Source organism: Corynebacterium sp. BD556, assembly GCF_038452275.1.
Classification (GTDB): Bacteria; Actinomycetota; Actinomycetes; order Mycobacteriales; family Mycobacteriaceae; genus Corynebacterium; species Corynebacterium mayonis.
This window is the reverse complement of sequence record NZ_CP141643.1, coordinates 1436297-1453173: the sequence shown is the minus strand read 5'-3', so window position 1 is coordinate 1453173 and position 16877 is coordinate 1436297. Positions and strand designations below refer to the sequence as shown.

Sequence of the window (16877 nt, the reverse complement as noted above, 5' to 3'; positions counted from 1 at the left end):
TTCTTTGCGCAGGTGGTGATTTCTTGCTGTGGGGCGATTGCTTTGCGGCACCATCGGTGGCGTCGAATGTGCTTAAGGCTTGGTGGCTGAAGCGTTAATGTGGTCGTGGCCGTGGGTGTATGAGCGAAAAACACTCCGCCCACAGGGCAAGCCCACCTAGCCCTCTTTGGTGGACGCGGCCCGCGTAGACTGATCTGCCATGACGATGGAGAGCGCAGAGGCGAATATCCAACCCCCGAGGGCCCCGCAACGCCCGGTGACCCGGACCTTCCACGGCCGCGAGTTTGTTGACAACTATGAGTGGCTGCGCGACAAGGAAGCGCCGGAAACTTTGGCTTACTTGGAAGCGGAAAACGCCTATACCCAGCAGCAGACCCAAGACTTGGAAGCACTGACGGAACAGATCTACTCCGAGATCAAATCGCGCGTGAAAGAAACGGACATGTCCGTCCCGCAACGCCAGGGCGGCTGGTGGTACTACGGCAGAACCATTGAGGGCCAGAACTACCCCAAGAGCTGTCGGCTGGCAGCGCACCCGGACAACCCGTGGACCCCGCCGGAGCTTCCGGAGGACGGCTCCGCACCCGCCGGTGAAGAGGTGTTGCTGGATCTCAACGAATTGGCTCAGGGTCACGAGTTTTTCTCCCTGGGCGCTTCCTCAGTCACCGAATCCGGCCGCTACCTCGCGTTTTCCACCGATACGGAAGGAGATGAGCGCTTCGAGCTGCGGGTCAAAGACCTTGAGACAGGCGAGCTTTTGGCAGACACCCTAGAAGGCATCTTCTACGGCGCGACCTGGGCGGGGGAGGACTACCTGTTCTACACCCGTGTCGACGAGGCGTGGCGACCGTACCAAATCTGGCGCCACCGCATCGGCACACCGGCGAGTGATGACGTGCTCGTCTTTGAGGAAGCAGATGAGCGCTTCAATGTTTCGATCGGGACCGACCGTGCGATGAAAAACCTCTACATCTCCACTGGGTCCAAGCTGACCAGCGAATGGCACGTCCTGCCCATGGACAACCCGGAGGGCCAGTTCAAGGTGCTTTGGCAGCGGCAGCAGGGAGTGGAATACGACGTTGACTACGCCGAAATCGGCGGCAGCCCAACGTGGCTGGTCACCCACAACGCTTCAGGCCCGAACTACGAGGTGGGAATGTGCGGCGTCGGCAAGCTTCCTGCCCTTGCAGACCTTGAGGTGCTCATCGCGCACGACGACGCAGTACGCATCGAAGGCATCGACTCCTACCGTGACTTCGCGTTTTGTGCCTACCGCCACGGCGGCATCGCAAAGCTATCCGTGGCGACGGTGGGGCAGACTCTCAGCGACTTCCGCCCCATCGAGTTCGACGAGGAACTCTACACCGCAAGCCTCGGAGGCAACCCTGAGTGGGATGCGCCGATGGTGCGCGTCAGCTACACCTCCTACACGCAGCCAACGCAAGTGCTTGACTACGAGGTGGCAACCGGCAAATTCACCCTGCTTAAGCAGCAGGAGGTCTGCGGCGACTTCAACGCGGACGAGTACGTGGCGACGCGCATGTGGGCCACGGCACACGACGGCACCCGCGTTCCCATGTCTGTTGTCCACCGCGCCGACCTCGACCTAAGCGAACCAAAGCCGACGTTGCTCTACGGCTACGGCTCCTACGAAGCGTCTATGGACCCGGGTTTTTCCATCGCGCGGCTGTCACTTTTCGACCGCGACATGGTCTGGGTCTGCGCCCACGTGCGCGGCGGCGGCGAAATGGGTCGGCTGTGGTACGACCGGGGCAAAGGCAAGGAGAAAATCAACACCTTCACCGACTTCATCGCCTGCGCCGACGCTTTGGTGGCCCAAGGTATCACCACCTACGGGCAACTGGTTGCCGAAGGCGGCTCCGCCGGCGGCCTACTGATGGGCGCGGTGGCGAACATGGCCCCGGAAAAGTTCGCCGGCATCCAGGCGCTCGTTCCTTTTGTGGACCCATTGACCAGCATCCTCATGCCTGAGCTGCCGCTAACGGTCACGGAGTGGGAAGAATGGGGCGACCCCTACCACGACGCCGAGTTCTACGACTACATCGCAAGCTACGCCCCTTACGAAAACATTGAGGCGAAGAAATACCCAGACATCCTGGCAGTGACCAGCCTGAACGACACCCGCGTGCTTTACGTCGAGCCCGCCAAGTGGGTGGCTAAACTGCGGGAACTGTCTACCGGAGGCGAAATACTTTTGAAAACGGAGATGCAAGCTGGCCACGGCGGAATCTCCGGACGCTACGCACGCTGGAAACAGACCGCGTTCGAGTACGCCTGGACACTCGCGCACAGCGGCGCAATTAAACATCAAGCCGGGGCAAATGCAGACCCCGGCGCGGATGCGCAGACTGTGCGATAATTTTCCCCATGCCCGGCCACGTTCTCGTCTCGTTGTCTTCGATTTTCGACGCCACTGTTGACGATGTGGCCACCGTCGTCGCCGACCTGGAGCGAGAAAACATTCCGGTTTCTTTGCTGGTGGCGCCACACATTGACAAAAAATGGCGGCTGGCCAAAGATGACACAACACGAGGCTGGCTAGACGAGCAACGTGCCGCGGGCCGCGCCCTGATTCTCAACGGCTTCGATCAGCCTGCCCAGGGCCGCCGCGCCGAGTTCGCCACTCTGGGCGCCCACGAGGCGCGTTTGCGGCTCAAAGGCGCGACCCGGCAGATGAGCTCTTTGGGCTACGAATTCGACATCTTCGCCCCGCCCCGCTGGCAGCTTTCCGAGGGCACCCTCGCTGTGGTGGAGGACTTCGGGTTTAAGATGGTTGCCTCCACCAGGGGGCTGCATCTGGTGGAAACTGGAGGTTTCTTCCGCTGCCGTAACCTCTCCGTCGGTGAAGGTTTCGGTGCGGCCAAGTGGTGGCGCCGAAACGTCATTCGCGCCGCTAGCCGTGGCGCCGCGAAGGGCAATACAATCCGCCTGTCCGTCTCGGGGCGCGAACTGGACGAGAAGAAAGTCCGCCGAGACTTCATTGCCGCAGCCGTCGGTGCAGCCGAACACGGTGCCGTGCCCGCCGACTATCGGCTGTTCTTGCCCTGACGGGCGCTGAGTTCGCCACTATCGTGGGCGCCATGACAAAGACCACTGAAAACCTCCGCGACATCGAGCTCACCCTCAACGACGGCACCACCGCCACACTCAACGGTATCGCCGGCGATGACGTCGTTCTTTTAGTCAACGTTGCCTCCGAATGTGGCTTAACCCCGCAGTATGAGGGTTTGCAGAGCTTGCAGGAAACCTATGGTGAGCAGGGGTTGATGGTTATCGGTGCGCCCTGTAACCAGTTCATGGGGCAAGAACCTGGCACCGATGAGCAGATCAAGGATTTTGCGTGCACCCGATATAGCGTGACTTTCCCTTTGTTGTCCAAATTGGAGGTTAACGGTGTTGGCGCCCACCCGTTGTACCGGCGTCTTACCGAAGTGAAAGACGCCGCAGGCGAGGCTGGGGATGTGGCGTGGAATTTCGAGAAGTTTCTCATTGGGCGTGATGGTCGTGTGGTGGCGCGAATTCGCCCCAAGACGAAGCCGCAGGACTTTGAGGTCATTGCGGCTGTCGAAGAAGCGCTGAGTTTTTAAGTGCCTAGCGGCGAGGCGCGAAGGAATTGATCACTTCTTCTGTCTGTGTCCGCACGCCCGGCACGAAGTTGTAGATCGCTGTGAGGATTCCGCCGATGATGACGATGATCGCCGCGATAATTCCGAAGGTGCCGCCGCTAGCAAGCGCGCTTGGTTTAGGGCCCGGTGTTGGTTTAGTTTTTGTTTCGATATTGAATCCGACTTTGATTGGGTCGTGGTCGGAGGAGCGGAAGGGGTTGCCGTAGCCGTAGAGCGGGTGAGGGCCGTCGCCGAAGAAGTCTTGGATGTTGTAGTTGCGGCGGGAGTATTCGAAGGCGACTGGTTCGTCGCTGTTGATGTTCCACACTGCGGAGTCCTGCACGAGGCTGCGGGCCTTTTCGTTGGCGAGGATGTGGTCGAGGGAGCCTACCTCGCCGTCGAATTGGTAGGAGGCTTGGTCGAAGTTTTTGTCGTGGTGGATGATGTCGAAGCCGCCTCGGTTCAGGGTGCGTATTGAGTCTTCCCGTGTGTAGGAGTTGAAGTCGCCGATGAGGAAGATGGGCAGGTGTGCCCAATCGTGGCGCTGACGTACATGGTGAAGTAGTGCCTCGGCTTGGGCGTTGCGTAAGTTTGCGTTGTTGCCTTGTCCGTCGCCGGTGTCGGCATCGTTGTGGGCGACGCGGCCTTTGGATTTGAAGTGGTTGACCACAGCGACAAATGCGTTGCCGCCACTGGCTGGTTCGAAGGCTTGGGCGAGTGGTTGGCGGGCGGTGCCGGTGAAGGCGGCGGCGTCGAGGATGTGAGACTCGCCTACGGGTTTGACCGTGGAGGGGTTGTAGATGAAGGCGACGCGGATGGCGTCTTCGCTGGCCGGCAGGGTTGTCGGGGAGGCAACGTAGGCCCAGCGCTCATGGCCTGCCTTTTTGTTTAAAGCGTTCACCAGCGCTGCGAGCGCCTCATCGCGTTGGCTGTTAAGGCCGGTGACAGTGGCGGTGTTTTCAATTTCGGACAGGCCGAGTACATCCGTGTCGAGTGCGTTGATCGCTGTCACGATTTTCGCTTGTTGGTCTTGGAAGGAGTGCTGGGAGTAGGCGCCGCGGACAATGCAGTTGGTGGTGCCGATTGGGTTGCCGTGGATGTCGTTGTAGGGCATGCATCCGGGGGTGTCCTCGCCCAAAGTGGTGAAGTAGTTCAGCACGTTGAAAAAGCCGATGGAGTAGTCGCCGTTGACTGTCGATGGCACCTCGAGGGTTGCTGCGCGGGAGTCTTTCCAGGTGATCGGCAGCTCATCTGTTTGGTTTTTGCCGGTGATCGGTTCGAGGGGTTGGAAGCGCCACTGGTTGAAGGAGTAGTCGACAACCACGTCTGTTTGGAAGTCGACCATGTCGCCGGTGCGGATCGATTTCACGCCCGCGTCGGAGGTGAGTATGTAGGGCAGAGGGCTCTGTTGGTCTCCGCGGTTGTAGTTGCGGGTGCGGCCGTCGTCAAGGTAGACGACCTCCGCGTCGTTTCTCCGCGCCAGCTCCTGTGCCTTTTCGCCTGGGTCTACGACGTCAGTCGGGCTGCGGTGGGCGCGGTTGCCGGGTGCCAGCCCAATCTCGCCCGTGTTGATGAGGTTGTAGTTGTCGGTCACGGTGTAATCCCCGGTCGGGCGAACAAGCATCCCTTCGAAGGCCTCGCGCGCCGCCGCACCCGCCGGCAGGTGCTCAATGTCTAAGGCTTTCGGCGGTTCCAGATCTTGGTAAAGCACGCTTATCGACGCCACCGTGATCTGTGTCTGCTCGTAGAATTCGCTGACGGAACCTGTGACGCGCACCGAGTTGCCTCGCGCCGGGAACCGTTTGTATTTGTCCATGTAGACGAAGATTCCGTCGGAGGCGGAGCCTTGCTCTTTCGGTTCGGTGCCGGTGCCTGCGGTTTGGAGGAAGAAGCCGTTTTTGCCGCCTTCGGCGTAGACGGCGGTAACGACTCCTTCGGTGGTCACGGTTTGCCCTTCTAAGGGGGAGGTGGCGCCGGTGCCTTGGATCTCAGCGATCGGGGTGTACGTCGTTGTTGTTTCGGCGCCGCTGTTCTGCGGGGTGGGTGCTTGAACGATGAAATCAGCAAAGTTGTCGTCGGTGTCGACGGTGGGGTTGGTGCGTTGCACGGAAGTAGTGGAGTTCGTTGCGGCGGCAGGCCTTGTCTCTGAGCGTGTGGCAACACCCCAGCCCACGAGGTCGACGCTGGTGGAGGTGGCGTCGATAAGCTCGGCGATGGCGGCGGACGCGCTGAAGTTGAAAGAGCCCTGCCAATCCGCGGCGGGTACAGCCTGGCCGTTGGCTCCGGCGCTGTTGCCTTGGATGAGGAAGTGGGATCCGGCGGGGACCACTCCGCTTAGTGTGACGGAGGAGCCGACGTTGCCTTTGGCGGAGGACTGCTCGAGGCGCCAACCAGTGACGTCGATGTCTGTAGAGGTCGGGTTGTAGAGCTCGACGAAGTCATGGGAGTGGACGGCGTTGGAGTTGCCGCCGCCTCCGTAGACCTCGGAGATGACGATGGTGGAGCCGTCGGTTGCACTTCGTGCCGGGGAAGATGCGACGGCAATGGTGCCAGCGGCGAAAGCGATGGACAACGCCGCAGAAAGGACGGGGCGAAACAAGCGTGTCATGAAGTATTCCTTTGGGAATGTGTCCAGAAAACCGCAGAAGGCTGAGGGGTTTGGCCACATCCTAAGGCTTGCGGCACGGTTGGAGCTACTTCCTAGACACGAATTCATCCTGGGTTTAGAAAAATGGCGATCTTTTCGCAGGGCGATCCCCGTTTCGCGTGGCCTGAGTGCGCCTGATTTGAGGGTTGTCTCATCCTATATACTGGCGCTGTCTTTGGATGCCTCCTGACGTCCAAGTGTGGATTCCAACTAGCAAAGGAAACTCATGGCACGTGTCGTGGTAAATGTCATGCCGAAGGAAGAAATCCTCGATCCGCAGGGCCAGGCCGTCCTGCGTGCACTGGGCCGCATCGGCGTCAGTGGCGTGGAGGATGTCCGCCAGGGCAAGCGCTTTGAAATTGAGGTCGATGACTCTGTTACCGACGAGGAATTGCAACGCGTCGCGCAGACGCTTCTGGCTAACACCGTCATTGAGGATTTCGAGGTTGTTCGATGACAGCGACCATCGGCGTTATCACCTTCCCTGGCACGCTTGACGACGTCGACGCTTTGCGCGCGGTCCGCCGCGCTGGAGCCGAAGCCAAAGAGCTTTGGCACGCCGACGACGACTTGACCGGTGTTGACGCTGTGGTCGTCCCCGGTGGTTTTTCCTACGGCGATTATTTGCGCTCCGGTGCGATCGCCGCGCAAGCCCCGATGACGAAGGCGGTCGTTGCAGCTGCCGGTAAGGGCATGCCAGTGTTGGGTATTTGCAATGGTTTCCAAATCCTGACGGAGGCGGGTCTTTTGCCGGGCGCTTTGACCCGTAACCAGAACCTCAATTTCCACTGCGTGGATACCTACCTTGAGGTGTGTAACTCTGAGACTGCCTGGACTAACTCCTTTGACGAAGGAGCGAAAATTCTTGTCCCGGCGAAGCACGGCGAAGGCCGTTTCCAGGCTGCCCCGGAGACTATTGAGGCGTTGGAGAAAGAAGGCCGCGTTGTCTTTCGTTACACGGACAACTTCAACGGCTCCCTTAACTCTATTGCGGGTGTCACCAACGAAACCGGCCGCGTTGTCGGCCTCATGCCCCACCCTGAGCACGCCATTGAGGCGCTGACCGGCCCGTCTGAGGACGGTCTAGGTCTGTTTTTGTCCGCTATTTCTTCGATCGGAGCGTAAAAGTCATCGTGACCGGTAATTCTGCTGCTAACGCTGTGCGCAACGACACGGTCGACAACGCACAAGCTACCCCGGAGTTGGCCCAACCCTACGCGGAGCTGGGTTTAAAAGACGACGAGTACCAGCGCATCCGTGACATCTTGGGGCGGCGCCCCACCGATGCGGAGCTGACGGTCTACTCCGTGATGTGGTCCGAGCACTGCTCCTACAAGTCCTCGAAGACTCACTTGCGCTACTTCGGTGAGACTATGACCGAAAAGATGGCGTCGAAAATTCTCGCCGGTATCGGCGAGAACGCCGGTGTGGTTGACATCGGGGGCGGCGATGCGGTGACCTTCCGCGTGGAAAGTCACAACCACCCTTCCTTTGTCGAGCCCTACCAAGGTGCGGCCACCGGTATCGGCGGGATCGTCCGCGACATTATGGCCATGGGGGCGCGCCCGATCGCGGTGATGGATCAGCTACGTTTCGGCCCTCTTGACGCCGCGGACACTAAGCGTGTGCTTCCGGGTGCTGTTCATGGCATCGGCGGCTACGGCAACTCCTTGGGCCTGCCCAACATCGGAGGCGAGACTGTTTTCGACGCCGCTTACGCGGGAAATCCGCTGGTCAATGCTTTATGTGTGGGCACTCTCAAGGTTGAGGATTTAAAGCTTGCCTTTGCTTCCGGCACTGGCAACAAGGTTGTGTTGTTCGGTTCTCGCACCGGGCTCGATGGGATCGGCGGTGTGTCTGTTTTGGGTTCCGCCACCTTCGAGGAAGGTGAGGAGCGCAAACTTCCCGCTGTGCAGGTCGGCGACCCCTTCGCTGAGAAGGTGCTCATTGAGTGCTGTCTGGAGTTGTACCAGGCGGGCGTGGTCGTGGGTATTCAAGACCTAGGTGGCGGCGGCCTCGCCTGCGCAACTTCTGAACTGGCGGCAGCAGGCGACGGTGGCATGCGCGTCGATTTGGATGCAGTGCCGCTGCGCGCCAAGAAGATGTCCGCGGCTGAGATTCTCGCCTCGGAGTCGCAGGAACGCATGTGTGCTGTGGTTGCCCCAGAAAATATCGACCGCTTCATGGAGATTTGCGCCAAGTGGGACGTCAATGCGGCTGTTATCGGTGAGGTCACTGATGAAAAGGACCGCTACGTCGTCTACCACAACGGTGAGATCGTGCTCGATGCCCCGCCGTCGACCATCGACGAGGGCCCGGTCTACGAGCGTCCCTTCGCCCGCCCCGCATGGCAAGATGAGGTGCAAGCTGGTGGTGATGTCGATACGTCCGTCGCCATCACCGAGGCATGGAAGAAGATGGTTGCCTCGCCGGCGTTGTGTTCCCGCGATTTCATCACGCAGCAGTATGACCGCTACGTGCGCGGCAACACCGTGCAGGCCAAACACGCCAACGCTGGTGTTTTGCGCATCAACGAGGACACCTCTCGCGGTGTCGCCGTCTCCGCCGACGCATCGGGACGCTACACCTATCTCGACCCGAACATGGGTGCGCGTCTGGCGCTGGCCGAGGCTTACCGCAACGTCGTGGTCACCGGCGCGACCCCGGTCGCTGTGACGAACTGTCTCAACTTTGGATCTCCGGAGAACCCGGACGTGATGTGGCAGTTCCGTGAGGCTGTGCATGGGCTTGCCGACGGCTCCCGCGAGCTGGAAATCCCCGTCTCCGGTGGCAACGTCTCCTTCTACAACCAGACCGGCGAAACCCCCATCTTGCCCACCCCGGTTGTGGGCGTGCTGGGCGTGATCGAGGACGTCAATACAACCATCCGCAACCGGATCACCGGCGAGGATGAGGACTACGAGCTGGTTTTGTTGGGTGAGACCCGCGAGGAGTTCGGCGGTTCGGTTTGGCAAGATATCTCCGGTGCGGGACTGTCGGGTCTGCCCCCGCAGGTCGACCTAGCCAACGAGGCGCGCTTGGCGGAGTTCTTTCGCAACCACGGCGGCATCAACGCCGCGCACGACCTGTCGGAAGGTGGTCTGGCGCAGGCCATTTTCGAGTTGCTGCAAGGTTCAGGAAAGGGCGCGCAGCTCGATGTTGATCAGGTTCACTCCGATGCCTTCACCGCCATGTTCTCCGAGTCGGCCTCACGGGTACTCATTGCGGCGACTTCCAATTTGGTCGACGGCATCATTGAGCGTGCCGTGGGCCTGGGCATCCCGGCGGTGGTCATCGGCAAGACCAATGGTTCCGGCGAGATGAAGGTTGGCGGTGAAACTATCGCGCTGGCCGAACTGGTCAATGCCTGGTCGGCGACGTTGCCGGAGCACTTCGGCCACGCCACCGCCCCCAACGCGGCGGTATAGGGGCGGTTTGGCTGCTACCTACAGCAGTTGGGCCGGGCCCCGCAGCTCGACGAGGGGGATGGGTGCGTACTCGGCGCGCAGGTCTTTCAGCGTCTGAGTGTGCTCCCACAAGCGGAGGTCTTCTTCTGTTTGCGGGGTGAACTGACGCGCCGCCAAGGGCTCGCCGTCGATGTTGACACCGATATAGGTAAACGTCGCGTGGATCGCGCTGGTCAGGTTCTCGCGGCCGCCGCGGGGGCTGCCGGAGCGCACCTCCACCGCGCAATGCATGGAGCGGGCGTCGGTGCGTGTGATACGCGCGTCGACCTCGATGAGGTCGCCGATGGAAATAGGTTTGTAAAAGCGGATACCGCCAGCGTAGACCGCTACCGTGCGTTCGCCTGACCACTCCATAGTGCAGTTGATCCCGGCCTCATCAATCCATTCCATGGCTGTGCCGCCGTGGACGTTGCCGCCCCAGTTGATGTCGGTGGGTTTGGCAAGGAAGCGGTGAATGACACGGGGGGCGGTCGAATCGTCGGTGTAGGTTTGCTTGAGCATCTCCGCTTCGATCTCCTTGCGTAAACCGATGCGGGTAAGTGCGGCAGCTTCGACGCGTTTATCGTCCTCGGTCAACGGCTTGAAGGTGGGAACTTCCATTGGTTTGCCGCTGGAGGGGTCTTTCGCCACGAAGATGACTAGGCAATCGCAGGCGCTGGTGAACACACCTTCGCGTGGGTCGGCCGAGAGTACCTCGTTGACGATGTGCATGGAGGAACGGCCCGTCAGGGCGATCCGGGAACGGATCTCCACCATGTGGCCTGAGGGGATAGGGCGGGTGAAGTGGATGTGCCCTACGTAGGCGGTGACGCAGTAAGTGCCGGACCACTGGGCGGCGCAGGCGTAGGCCGCCTTGTCAATCCATTCCAGGACCCTGCCACCGGAGACTCCTTGAGCCCCCGCAAGAATGACATCGGTTGGTGAGGCCATGAAACGGAGGGTAACTTCAGGGGATTTCCCGGTTGAGTCGGAAGCAACAGTCATGGCCATATTCTACGTAGATGGTTCGTATGATGTGGTCATGACCTTTAAGAATGATCCGGCGACCACGCGTGCCGCGCTCAACGCTGTCGTTCCGTGGCTGCGCGGAGAGGCAGAGATGCCAGCAAGGGCAGTGTTAGCTCAGGCGTGTCGGCAAAGTGCGCGCGCCCTCGCGGCGAAACTTCCGGGGCATGCCGTCGAGGTGCGCGTCCCGCCTTTCGTGGCTGTCCAGTGCATTGAAGGCCCGCGCCATACTCGCGGCACGCCGCCGAATGTGGTGCAGTGCGATGCCCGCACGTGGCTTCTTTTGGCCGTTGGTGAGCTAGAACTCGCAGAAGCGATGCGCGCCGGGACGGTGGAGGTGAGCGGATCGCGTGCGGGCGAAGTGGGAAAAGGGCTGCCGGTGATTGCCATTTAAGGGGGGTAATCCGTTAAAGTGGGGCACGTGCAAACCGTGAACACCGGGGTCTTTGACGGCTCCGCGCCCAGTGACGCGTCAGGCAATGTTAGCGACGAACCGCGTGAAGAATGTGGGGTGTTCGGGGTATGGGCCCCGGGCGAGGATGTTTCTAAGCTCACGTACTTCGGGTTGTTCGCCCTGCAGCACCGCGGTCAGGAGGGTGCGGGTATTGCTGTGGGCGATAAAGAAAACATTGTTGTGTTCAAGGACACCGGCTTGGTTTCTCAGGTTTTTGATGAGTCCGTCCTCGATGCTCTCCAAGGCGATGTCGCTGTCGGACACACTCGCTACTCCACGGCCGGTGGCAATAGTTGGGAAAATGTCCAGCCGATGTTTCGCAATTCGCCTAACGGCACCGATGTGGCGTTGGCGCACAACGGCAATTTGACGAATTACCAGCAGTTACAACAGGAAGCGATCCAGCGCAAACTGATCCCGGCTGATGGTGTGGAAGGCCAGGGCTCATCCTCCGACACGGCAGTGGTCTCGGCACTGCTGAGCGACGCTATCCGAGACGATGCGACGCTTCTCGACGCCGCCCGCGGACTTCTCCCCCGCATCGAGGGAGCGTTTTGTTTCATGATGACCGACGGCCACACTCTTTACGCCGCCCGCGACCCGCACGGGGTGCGCCCGCTGGCGCTTGGCCGCTTAGACCGGGGATGGGTGGTCGCTTCCGAGACGTGCGCCCTCGACATTGTCGGCGCCACCTTTGTGCGCGACATTGAGCCGGGCGAGTTGATCTGCATTGATGAATCTGGTGTGCGCACTGAGCGCTTCGCGGATAAGCCGCGTGCGCACTGCGTTTTTGAGTACGTCTACGTGGCCCGCCCCGACTCGGTCATTGAGGGTCGCTCTGTCCACGCTTCCCGCATTGAAATAGGACGCCGCCTGTCACGCGTCGCCCCCGTCGACGGTGATTTAGTTATGCCGGTGCCGGAGTCTGGCACGCCCGCCGCGATCGGCTACGCGGAGGCTTCGGGCATTCCGTTTAAGCAGGGCTTGATGAAAAACGCCTACGTGGGCCGCACGTTCATTCAACCTTCGGATACGCTGCGCCAGTTGGGTTTGCGTTTGAAGCTCAACCCCGTCCGCGAGATTATTGCGGGCAAGAAGCTAATCGTGGTGGATGATTCGATCGTGCGCGGCAACACTCAGCGCAAGTTGATCAAGCTTTTGCGCGAAGCGGGTGCCGCTGAGGTGCACGTGCGCATCGCCTCCCCGCCGGTGAAGTGGCCGTGCTTTTACGGTATCGACTTCGCTAGTCCCGGCGAGCTCATTGCCAACAGTGGTGTGGGCGGCGGCGACACTGCTATCAACGAGTCGATCCGAACGGTCATTGGTGCCGACTCTTTGGCGTTCGTGTCCACCGAGGACATGATTGCCGCCACCGAGCAGCCCGCCTCCGCCCTCTGCGCTGCCTGCTTCACCGGCGAGTACCCGCTGGGGCTTCCCGAGGGCAACCACAATGCGGACCTCGTCCGCCGGCTTCAGAAAGGTAGCAACTAGCCCATGACGACCAACGACGAACGCCCGCCAGTTTCCTACGAATCCGCCGGCGTGTCCATTGAGGCCGGCGACAAGGCCGTTGAGCTTTTTGCGCCTTTGGCTAAACGCGCCAGCCGCCCGGAGGTGCGCGGTGGCCTAGGCGGTTTTGCGGGTCTTTTCGCCTTGGGTAAGTACCGTGAGCCGTTGCTTGCCGCGGGATCCGACGGCGTGGGCACCAAACTTGCTGTGGCCCAGGCGATGGATAAACACGACACCATCGGAATTGACCTCGTCGCCATGTGCGTCGACGATTTGGTGGTCTGCGGCGCGGAGCCGCTGTTTTTGCAGGATTACATCGCCATTGGCAAGGTTGTGCCCGAAAAGGTCGCCGAGATTGTTTCTGGCATCGCTGAGGGTTGCGTCCAGGCTGGCTGTGCCTTGCTGGGGGGCGAGACTGCTGAGCATCCCGGCGTGATGGATCCGTCTGATTATGATGTCTCCGCCACCGCCGTCGGTGTTGTGGAAGCTGATGAGCTGCTCGGGCCGGACAGGGTCCGTGTCGGCGATGTGATCATCGGCATGAAGTCTTCCGGTTTGCACTCCAACGGCTACTCTTTGGCGCGCCATGTTTTGCTTGAGCGTGCTGGTTTGCCTCTTGACGGGCACATGGAAGAACTCGGTCGCACCCTGGGTGAGGAGCTTCTCGAGCCGACCCGCATCTACGCCCTCGACTGCCTCGAGTTGGCCAACGAGTGCGAGGTCCGCACGTTTTGTCACGTCACCGGTGGTGGCTTGGTGGGCAACATGGAGCGCATTATCCCTGAGGGGCAGGTGGCGGAGATGAACCGCGGGTCGTGGACGCCGCAGCAGATCTTCCGCACCATCCGCGCGGTGGGTCAAGTGCCGGATGAGGAGATGGAAAAAACCTTCAACATGGGGGTCGGGATGGTCGCGGTCGTCGCCCCGGAGGACCGTGACCGAGCATTGGCAATCCTTGCCGCCCGCCACGTGGAGAGCTGGGTTGTGGGCGAGGTGCGCCGCGCCCGGGAAGGCGAGGACGCGCGGGCCGTGCTGGTGGGCGCTCACCCGAAGTTCTAAGGCATAGAAAGTGCCCCCGGGTGGACAAACCCGGGGGCAAATGAGGCAGGTTTCTTAGCGGCGGTCCCAGTTGGCGTAGTCCGAGTGGGGATCGTCGGAGTCGTCGTCCCACCCGCGTCCTGAGGATTCGCCGGCGAGTTCTCGCTGCAGGGACTCGAGGTCCATCTCAGGAGTGTGGTACTTGAGTTGGCGAGCAACCTTGGTCTGCTTTGCTTTGGCGCGTCCGCGGCCCATAGCGTGACCCCCTTGAGGTGGTTTCCGGCGACCCAGTTTAATGGGCGGCCTCTATTAATCGTTTCTGTATTGTCCTGTGCAACATAATAGCCTGTCGTTGCAAAAAATTCCGCAAAGGTCCATGAACTGGGCAAATAGTCGAAATTAGTTGTTTGAGCGCAACTTTTCCACCGCGCGGCGCCCCGCTTTCTCACCTTCTTCGGCGGGCACTGAATCGCTGTCAATGGACGCCGAAATCTCGACCTCGCCGACAATGGTGACAGTTGTGTGGCGCAGGGCGGAACGTTTCACCGCGGCTAGCGCGATGGGTCCGTATTCCGCGTCGTGGACAACAGTGCCCACCCGCCCGGCGCGGCGGCCGCCGACGGTAATTTCGCTGCCGGGGGTGGGTTCGATTGGGGCGGAGCCGTCGAGGTGCAACATGACCATGACGCGGGGGGAGCGGCCGAGGTTTTCCACGCGCGCCACCGTTTCCTGGCCGCGGTAACAGCCTTTATTCAGGTGGACCGCGCCGATGTGTTCGCCGCGGTTGATGAAGGACTCTACCTCGTGGGGGATCGACTTGTCGTCGAGGTCGGCGCGCGGCTCCGGCTCACCGGCCCAGACACGTTCGGCGGTAAAGGCCATCAGGCCCGCCAGCGCGCCGCCCGCTGTGATGAACTCCTCCGCGGCGCGAGGAAGGTCTTTGCGGGGCAGGGCGATGTCGGTGCGCTGGACGCGGCCCCACGTTGACGGGCCCCTGGTAAAGACCGCACCGAGGTCTGTCAACGTTTCGTGGCCGGCGGGGGCCAGGATGGTGATGATCCCTAGGTCGCTGTCTTCAATGGTGACCTCGGACCAAAACACCATGCGGTGCAGAAATGTCGAAAAGCTTTGCGCCTGATAGGACGGCAGATCCAAAAAGTAGGCGTCGCCGTCGAAGTAAATGTCAGCCTGGTGCAGGATATGGCCGTGGATGTCTAAGTCAAGCGCGGAGGCGGAGAAGCCAGCGGCCACGTCGTCGAGCTTCTGCGACAGGAGGTTGTTTAAAAAACTCGGCGCATCCGGGCCGTGAACCTTGATCACGCGGCGGTGTGAGCGGTCGATGAGCACAGGTGTTGTACTCAGGGCGCGTTGCTCACCGAGGGGGTTGCCGTAGTGCCAGGCGACACCGGCGGCGTCGAGAAGCGTTGTGGTTGCCTCCGGCAGTTCGACGGCCTCCGCCCGGGAAAGGAGGGGAGAACGGTAAAGCTGGGTGTCGTCCTCATTGTGCTGCATCACAGGCCACATCATACGTGCATAATGAGGGATCATGGGCCAGTCACTTCTTCCCCCGCAGCCGGTGATCTACCTCATTGAACCTTATGGTGGGTCGGTGCGGCGACAAAACGCCCACATGCCCCATGTGTTTTGGGACGACAGCGCCGTTACCCGCGGCGATGGCATCTTCGAAACTATTTTGATCCGCCGGGGTCGTACCGTGAACCTCAAGATGCACTTGGAGCGCTTCCGCGTTTCGGCGGCCGCGTTAGATCTGCCGGACCCGGCGGCTAGTCAGTGGCTGGAGGCCACCACGGCAGCGGTTGCGGACTACTGCCGCGAGCGCGGCGATGAGACGGGCGAAAGTATCGAGGCGACTTGTGTGTGGACGATGACCCGCGGGCGCGAATCCACTGGTGTGCCTTCCGCGTGGCTGACAGTTCGCCCTGTAAATCCGGAGTTTGCCAAGCAGCGCAAAAGTGGGGTCAAGGTGGTCACCACTGGGCGTGGCTACACGCTGCAGCAGGCTGAGAACGCCGCGCCGTGGCTGAAACAGGGTGCGAAGACGCTGAACTATTCCGCTTCCCTGGCCGCGTTGCGGTGGGCGCGCGAGAACGGCTATGACGACGTTATTTACATCGACCCTGAAAGTGGCCGTGTGCTTGAAGGTGCGATGTCGACGGTGTTGGTGGTCAAAAGTCGTGCGCGGCTTCGCACGCCGGAGCCAGGCAACGACGTTTTGCGGGGCACAACCCAGCGCGCCGTGTTCGACTACGCTGCTGGTCGCGGCTGGAAATGTAAGGCTAAAACGCTTTTTGTTGAGGATTTGTTCAGTGCTGAATCTGTCTGGTTGCTTAGTTCGACGCGCCGCGGGGTGAGAGTCACCGCGATCGACGGCACAACACTGCCAACGCCCGATAACGCCGAGGACATCGCCATGCTTATCGACGCCTCCTTGGGCGCCGTATCTTAACCAGCGACCCGCTTGAGTTCAGCGGACATGTACGGCACCATCTCCCCATCAACGGCACGCTCGTCTACCCAGCCAAGGTTGTTGTTGGGCATTAAACCGTAGAGGCGTTTGCCGGCGCCGTGCCTTTCCGGGCCTGTCGTGGTCACGATCGTCGAGGCGCTTTGGAGCTGCCAGGCCCGTTCGTTGACCGGATCGCCGTACATGATCTCCACCAGCCCACGTGAGTTGGTCAAGGTCACCTCAATTTCATCGGCAAGTGAGATGCGCCAAAAGCCAACTTCGCGCTGGTCCGCGCCGATGCACTCTCCTTCCGAGTTCAGCCGCCACAGGCGGGATTCAAAGCGCAGGTAATTTTCACCGTCGTGGGAGATGATGAGTTGCTGGCCGAAGGGGTACTCCTCACCATTGTCGTTGGCTTGGCCAGTGCCGGACCACACGCCCACGAGGGGAAGCAGGGCCAAAAGGCCGTCGTGAAGCGAAGGGCCGTGGCGTAGGTTCGCCGTGTCCTCGGGAAGTGGGAAACCTTCGAACCCGAAGCCGGGGATGTTGCGCTGCGCGGTGGTCTTTGACTGCTCCGCGGCGAGGTTGACCGCCTCGCTGCCGTCAAGTTTGGCAGCCGGGATGCTTTTCGCGTCGTCTTCGCTTTTGTTCATGGGCCCAAGCG

General features: G+C 60.9%; 15 protein-coding genes. 10 read left to right on the top strand and 5 right to left on the bottom strand.

The window, feature by feature from the left end; genetic code table 11:
- Positions 1 to 199 precede the first annotated feature (199 nt).
- Genes VLL26_RS06865 through VLL26_RS06855 form a run of 3 tightly spaced genes read left to right on the top strand, consistent with a single transcriptional unit; the run spans position 200 to position 3608 of the window.
- Positions 200 to 2380: a S9 family peptidase gene (locus tag VLL26_RS06865; protein WP_342318379.1), complete on the top strand. Its 2181-nt coding sequence runs from the start codon at positions 200 to 202 to the stop codon at positions 2378 to 2380.
- 8 nt (positions 2381 to 2388) lie between these two features.
- A complete protein-coding gene (locus VLL26_RS06860) occupies positions 2389 to 3069 on the top strand; it encodes a DUF2334 domain-containing protein (RefSeq protein ID WP_342318378.1) in 681 nt (226 codons plus the stop codon).
- Positions 3070 to 3101: 32 nt separating this feature from the next.
- Positions 3102 to 3608, top strand: a complete 507-nt coding sequence (locus VLL26_RS06855) for a glutathione peroxidase (protein ID WP_342318377.1) — start codon at positions 3102 to 3104, stop codon at positions 3606 to 3608.
- Positions 3609 to 3612: 4 nt separating this feature from the next.
- Here the strand turns inward: VLL26_RS06855 and VLL26_RS06850 are convergent, their stop codons facing one another.
- Positions 3613 to 6234, bottom strand: a complete 2622-nt coding sequence (locus VLL26_RS06850; protein WP_342318376.1) for an ExeM/NucH family extracellular endonuclease — start codon at positions 6232 to 6234, stop codon at positions 3613 to 3615.
- Positions 6235 to 6499: 265 nt separating this feature from the next.
- Between VLL26_RS06850 and purS the strand changes: the two genes are divergently transcribed.
- From purS to purL, 3 genes are read left to right on the top strand one after another with little or no spacing between them, the layout of a single operon-like run.
- Positions 6500 to 6730, top strand: coding sequence for a phosphoribosylformylglycinamidine synthase subunit PurS (gene purS / locus VLL26_RS06845; RefSeq protein WP_342318375.1), 231 nt, complete (start codon positions 6500 to 6502; stop codon positions 6728 to 6730).
- Positions 6727 to 7398 carry a phosphoribosylformylglycinamidine synthase subunit PurQ gene (purQ, locus tag VLL26_RS06840; RefSeq protein ID WP_342318374.1) on the top strand — a complete coding sequence of 224 codons (672 nt, stop codon included), beginning with the start codon at positions 6727 to 6729 and terminating at the stop codon, positions 7396 to 7398. The genes purS and purQ overlap by 4 nt, the downstream gene beginning before the upstream one ends.
- A gap of 8 nt (positions 7399 to 7406) precedes the next feature.
- A complete protein-coding gene (gene purL, locus VLL26_RS06835) occupies positions 7407 to 9701 on the top strand; it encodes a phosphoribosylformylglycinamidine synthase subunit PurL (RefSeq protein ID WP_342318373.1) in 2295 nt (764 codons plus the stop codon).
- Positions 9702 to 9719: 18 nt separating this feature from the next.
- On the opposite strand, the gene VLL26_RS06830 is transcribed toward purL, so the two are convergent.
- Positions 9720 to 10670, bottom strand: coding sequence for an acyl-CoA thioesterase (locus tag VLL26_RS06830; protein ID WP_425292257.1), 951 nt, complete (start codon positions 10668 to 10670; stop codon positions 9720 to 9722).
- 52 nt (positions 10671 to 10722) lie between these two features.
- On the opposite strand from VLL26_RS06830, the gene VLL26_RS06825 reads away from it, so the two are divergent.
- Genes VLL26_RS06825 through purM form a run of 3 tightly spaced genes read left to right on the top strand, consistent with a single transcriptional unit; the run spans position 10723 to position 13767 of the window.
- Positions 10723 to 11139, top strand: coding sequence for a sterol carrier family protein (locus VLL26_RS06825; RefSeq protein ID WP_342318371.1), 417 nt, complete (start codon positions 10723 to 10725; stop codon positions 11137 to 11139).
- Between the two features lie 36 nt (positions 11140 to 11175).
- The gene (gene purF / locus VLL26_RS06820) at positions 11176 to 12690 is read left to right on the top strand and encodes an amidophosphoribosyltransferase (RefSeq protein ID WP_425292308.1); all 1515 of its coding nucleotides are present in this window, start codon (positions 11176 to 11178) and stop codon (positions 12688 to 12690) included.
- Positions 12691 to 12693: 3 nt separating this feature from the next.
- Positions 12694 to 13767: a phosphoribosylformylglycinamidine cyclo-ligase gene (gene purM, locus VLL26_RS06815; protein WP_342318370.1), complete on the top strand. Its 1074-nt coding sequence runs from the start codon at positions 12694 to 12696 to the stop codon at positions 13765 to 13767.
- Positions 13768 to 13821: 54 nt separating this feature from the next.
- On the opposite strand, the gene VLL26_RS06810 is transcribed toward purM, so the two are convergent.
- Together VLL26_RS06810 and VLL26_RS06805 are read right to left on the bottom strand one after the other, a co-directional pair.
- Positions 13822 to 14001, bottom strand: coding sequence for a DUF3073 domain-containing protein (locus VLL26_RS06810; protein WP_342318369.1), 180 nt, complete (start codon positions 13999 to 14001; stop codon positions 13822 to 13824).
- Between the two features lie 144 nt (positions 14002 to 14145).
- Complete coding sequence (locus VLL26_RS06805) at positions 14146 to 15258, bottom strand: YgfZ/GcvT domain-containing protein (RefSeq protein ID WP_342320170.1); 1113 nt, start codon at positions 15256 to 15258, stop codon at positions 14146 to 14148.
- 34 nt (positions 15259 to 15292) lie between these two features.
- On the opposite strand from VLL26_RS06805, the gene VLL26_RS06800 reads away from it, so the two are divergent.
- Positions 15293 to 16213: an aminodeoxychorismate lyase gene (locus VLL26_RS06800; protein WP_342318368.1), complete on the top strand. Its 921-nt coding sequence runs from the start codon at positions 15293 to 15295 to the stop codon at positions 16211 to 16213.
- On the opposite strand, the gene VLL26_RS06795 is transcribed toward VLL26_RS06800, so the two are convergent.
- Positions 16210 to 16866, bottom strand: coding sequence for an FABP family protein (locus VLL26_RS06795; RefSeq protein WP_342318367.1), 657 nt, complete (start codon positions 16864 to 16866; stop codon positions 16210 to 16212). The two genes, VLL26_RS06800 and VLL26_RS06795, sit on opposite strands and share 4 nt — an antisense overlap.
- Positions 16867 to 16877: the final 11 nt, after the last annotated feature.

What these genes read in the sequence shown, in the direction of transcription:
- VLL26_RS06865 (WP_342318379.1), top strand. Translation starts at nt 200, where the DNA reads ATGACGATGGAGAGCGCAGAGGCGAATATCCAACCCCCGAGGGCCCCG.
- VLL26_RS06860 (WP_342318378.1), top strand. Translation starts at nt 2,389, where the DNA reads ATGCCCGGCCACGTTCTCGTCTCGTTGTCTTCGATTTTCGACGCCACT.
- VLL26_RS06855 (WP_342318377.1), top strand. Translation starts at nt 3,102, where the DNA reads ATGACAAAGACCACTGAAAACCTCCGCGACATCGAGCTCACCCTCAAC.
- VLL26_RS06850 (WP_342318376.1), bottom strand. Translation starts at nt 6,234, where the DNA reads ATGACACGCTTGTTTCGCCCCGTCCTTTCTGCGGCGTTGTCCATCGCT.
- purS (WP_342318375.1), top strand. Translation starts at nt 6,500, where the DNA reads ATGGCACGTGTCGTGGTAAATGTCATGCCGAAGGAAGAAATCCTCGAT.
- purQ (WP_342318374.1), top strand. Translation starts at nt 6,727, where the DNA reads ATGACAGCGACCATCGGCGTTATCACCTTCCCTGGCACGCTTGACGAC.
- VLL26_RS06830 (WP_425292257.1), bottom strand. Translation starts at nt 10,670, where the DNA reads ATGGCCTCACCAACCGATGTCATTCTTGCGGGGGCTCAAGGAGTCTCC.
- VLL26_RS06825 (WP_342318371.1), top strand. Translation starts at nt 10,723, where the DNA reads ATGGCCATATTCTACGTAGATGGTTCGTATGATGTGGTCATGACCTTT.
- purM (WP_342318370.1), top strand. Translation starts at nt 12,694, where the DNA reads ATGACGACCAACGACGAACGCCCGCCAGTTTCCTACGAATCCGCCGGC.
- VLL26_RS06810 (WP_342318369.1), bottom strand. Translation starts at nt 14,001, where the DNA reads ATGGGCCGCGGACGCGCCAAAGCAAAGCAGACCAAGGTTGCTCGCCAA.
- VLL26_RS06805 (WP_342320170.1), bottom strand. Translation starts at nt 15,258, where the DNA reads ATGCAGCACAATGAGGACGACACCCAGCTTTACCGTTCTCCCCTCCTT.
- VLL26_RS06800 (WP_342318368.1), top strand. Translation starts at nt 15,293, where the DNA reads ATGGGCCAGTCACTTCTTCCCCCGCAGCCGGTGATCTACCTCATTGAA.
- VLL26_RS06795 (WP_342318367.1), bottom strand. Translation starts at nt 16,866, where the DNA reads ATGAACAAAAGCGAAGACGACGCGAAAAGCATCCCGGCTGCCAAACTT.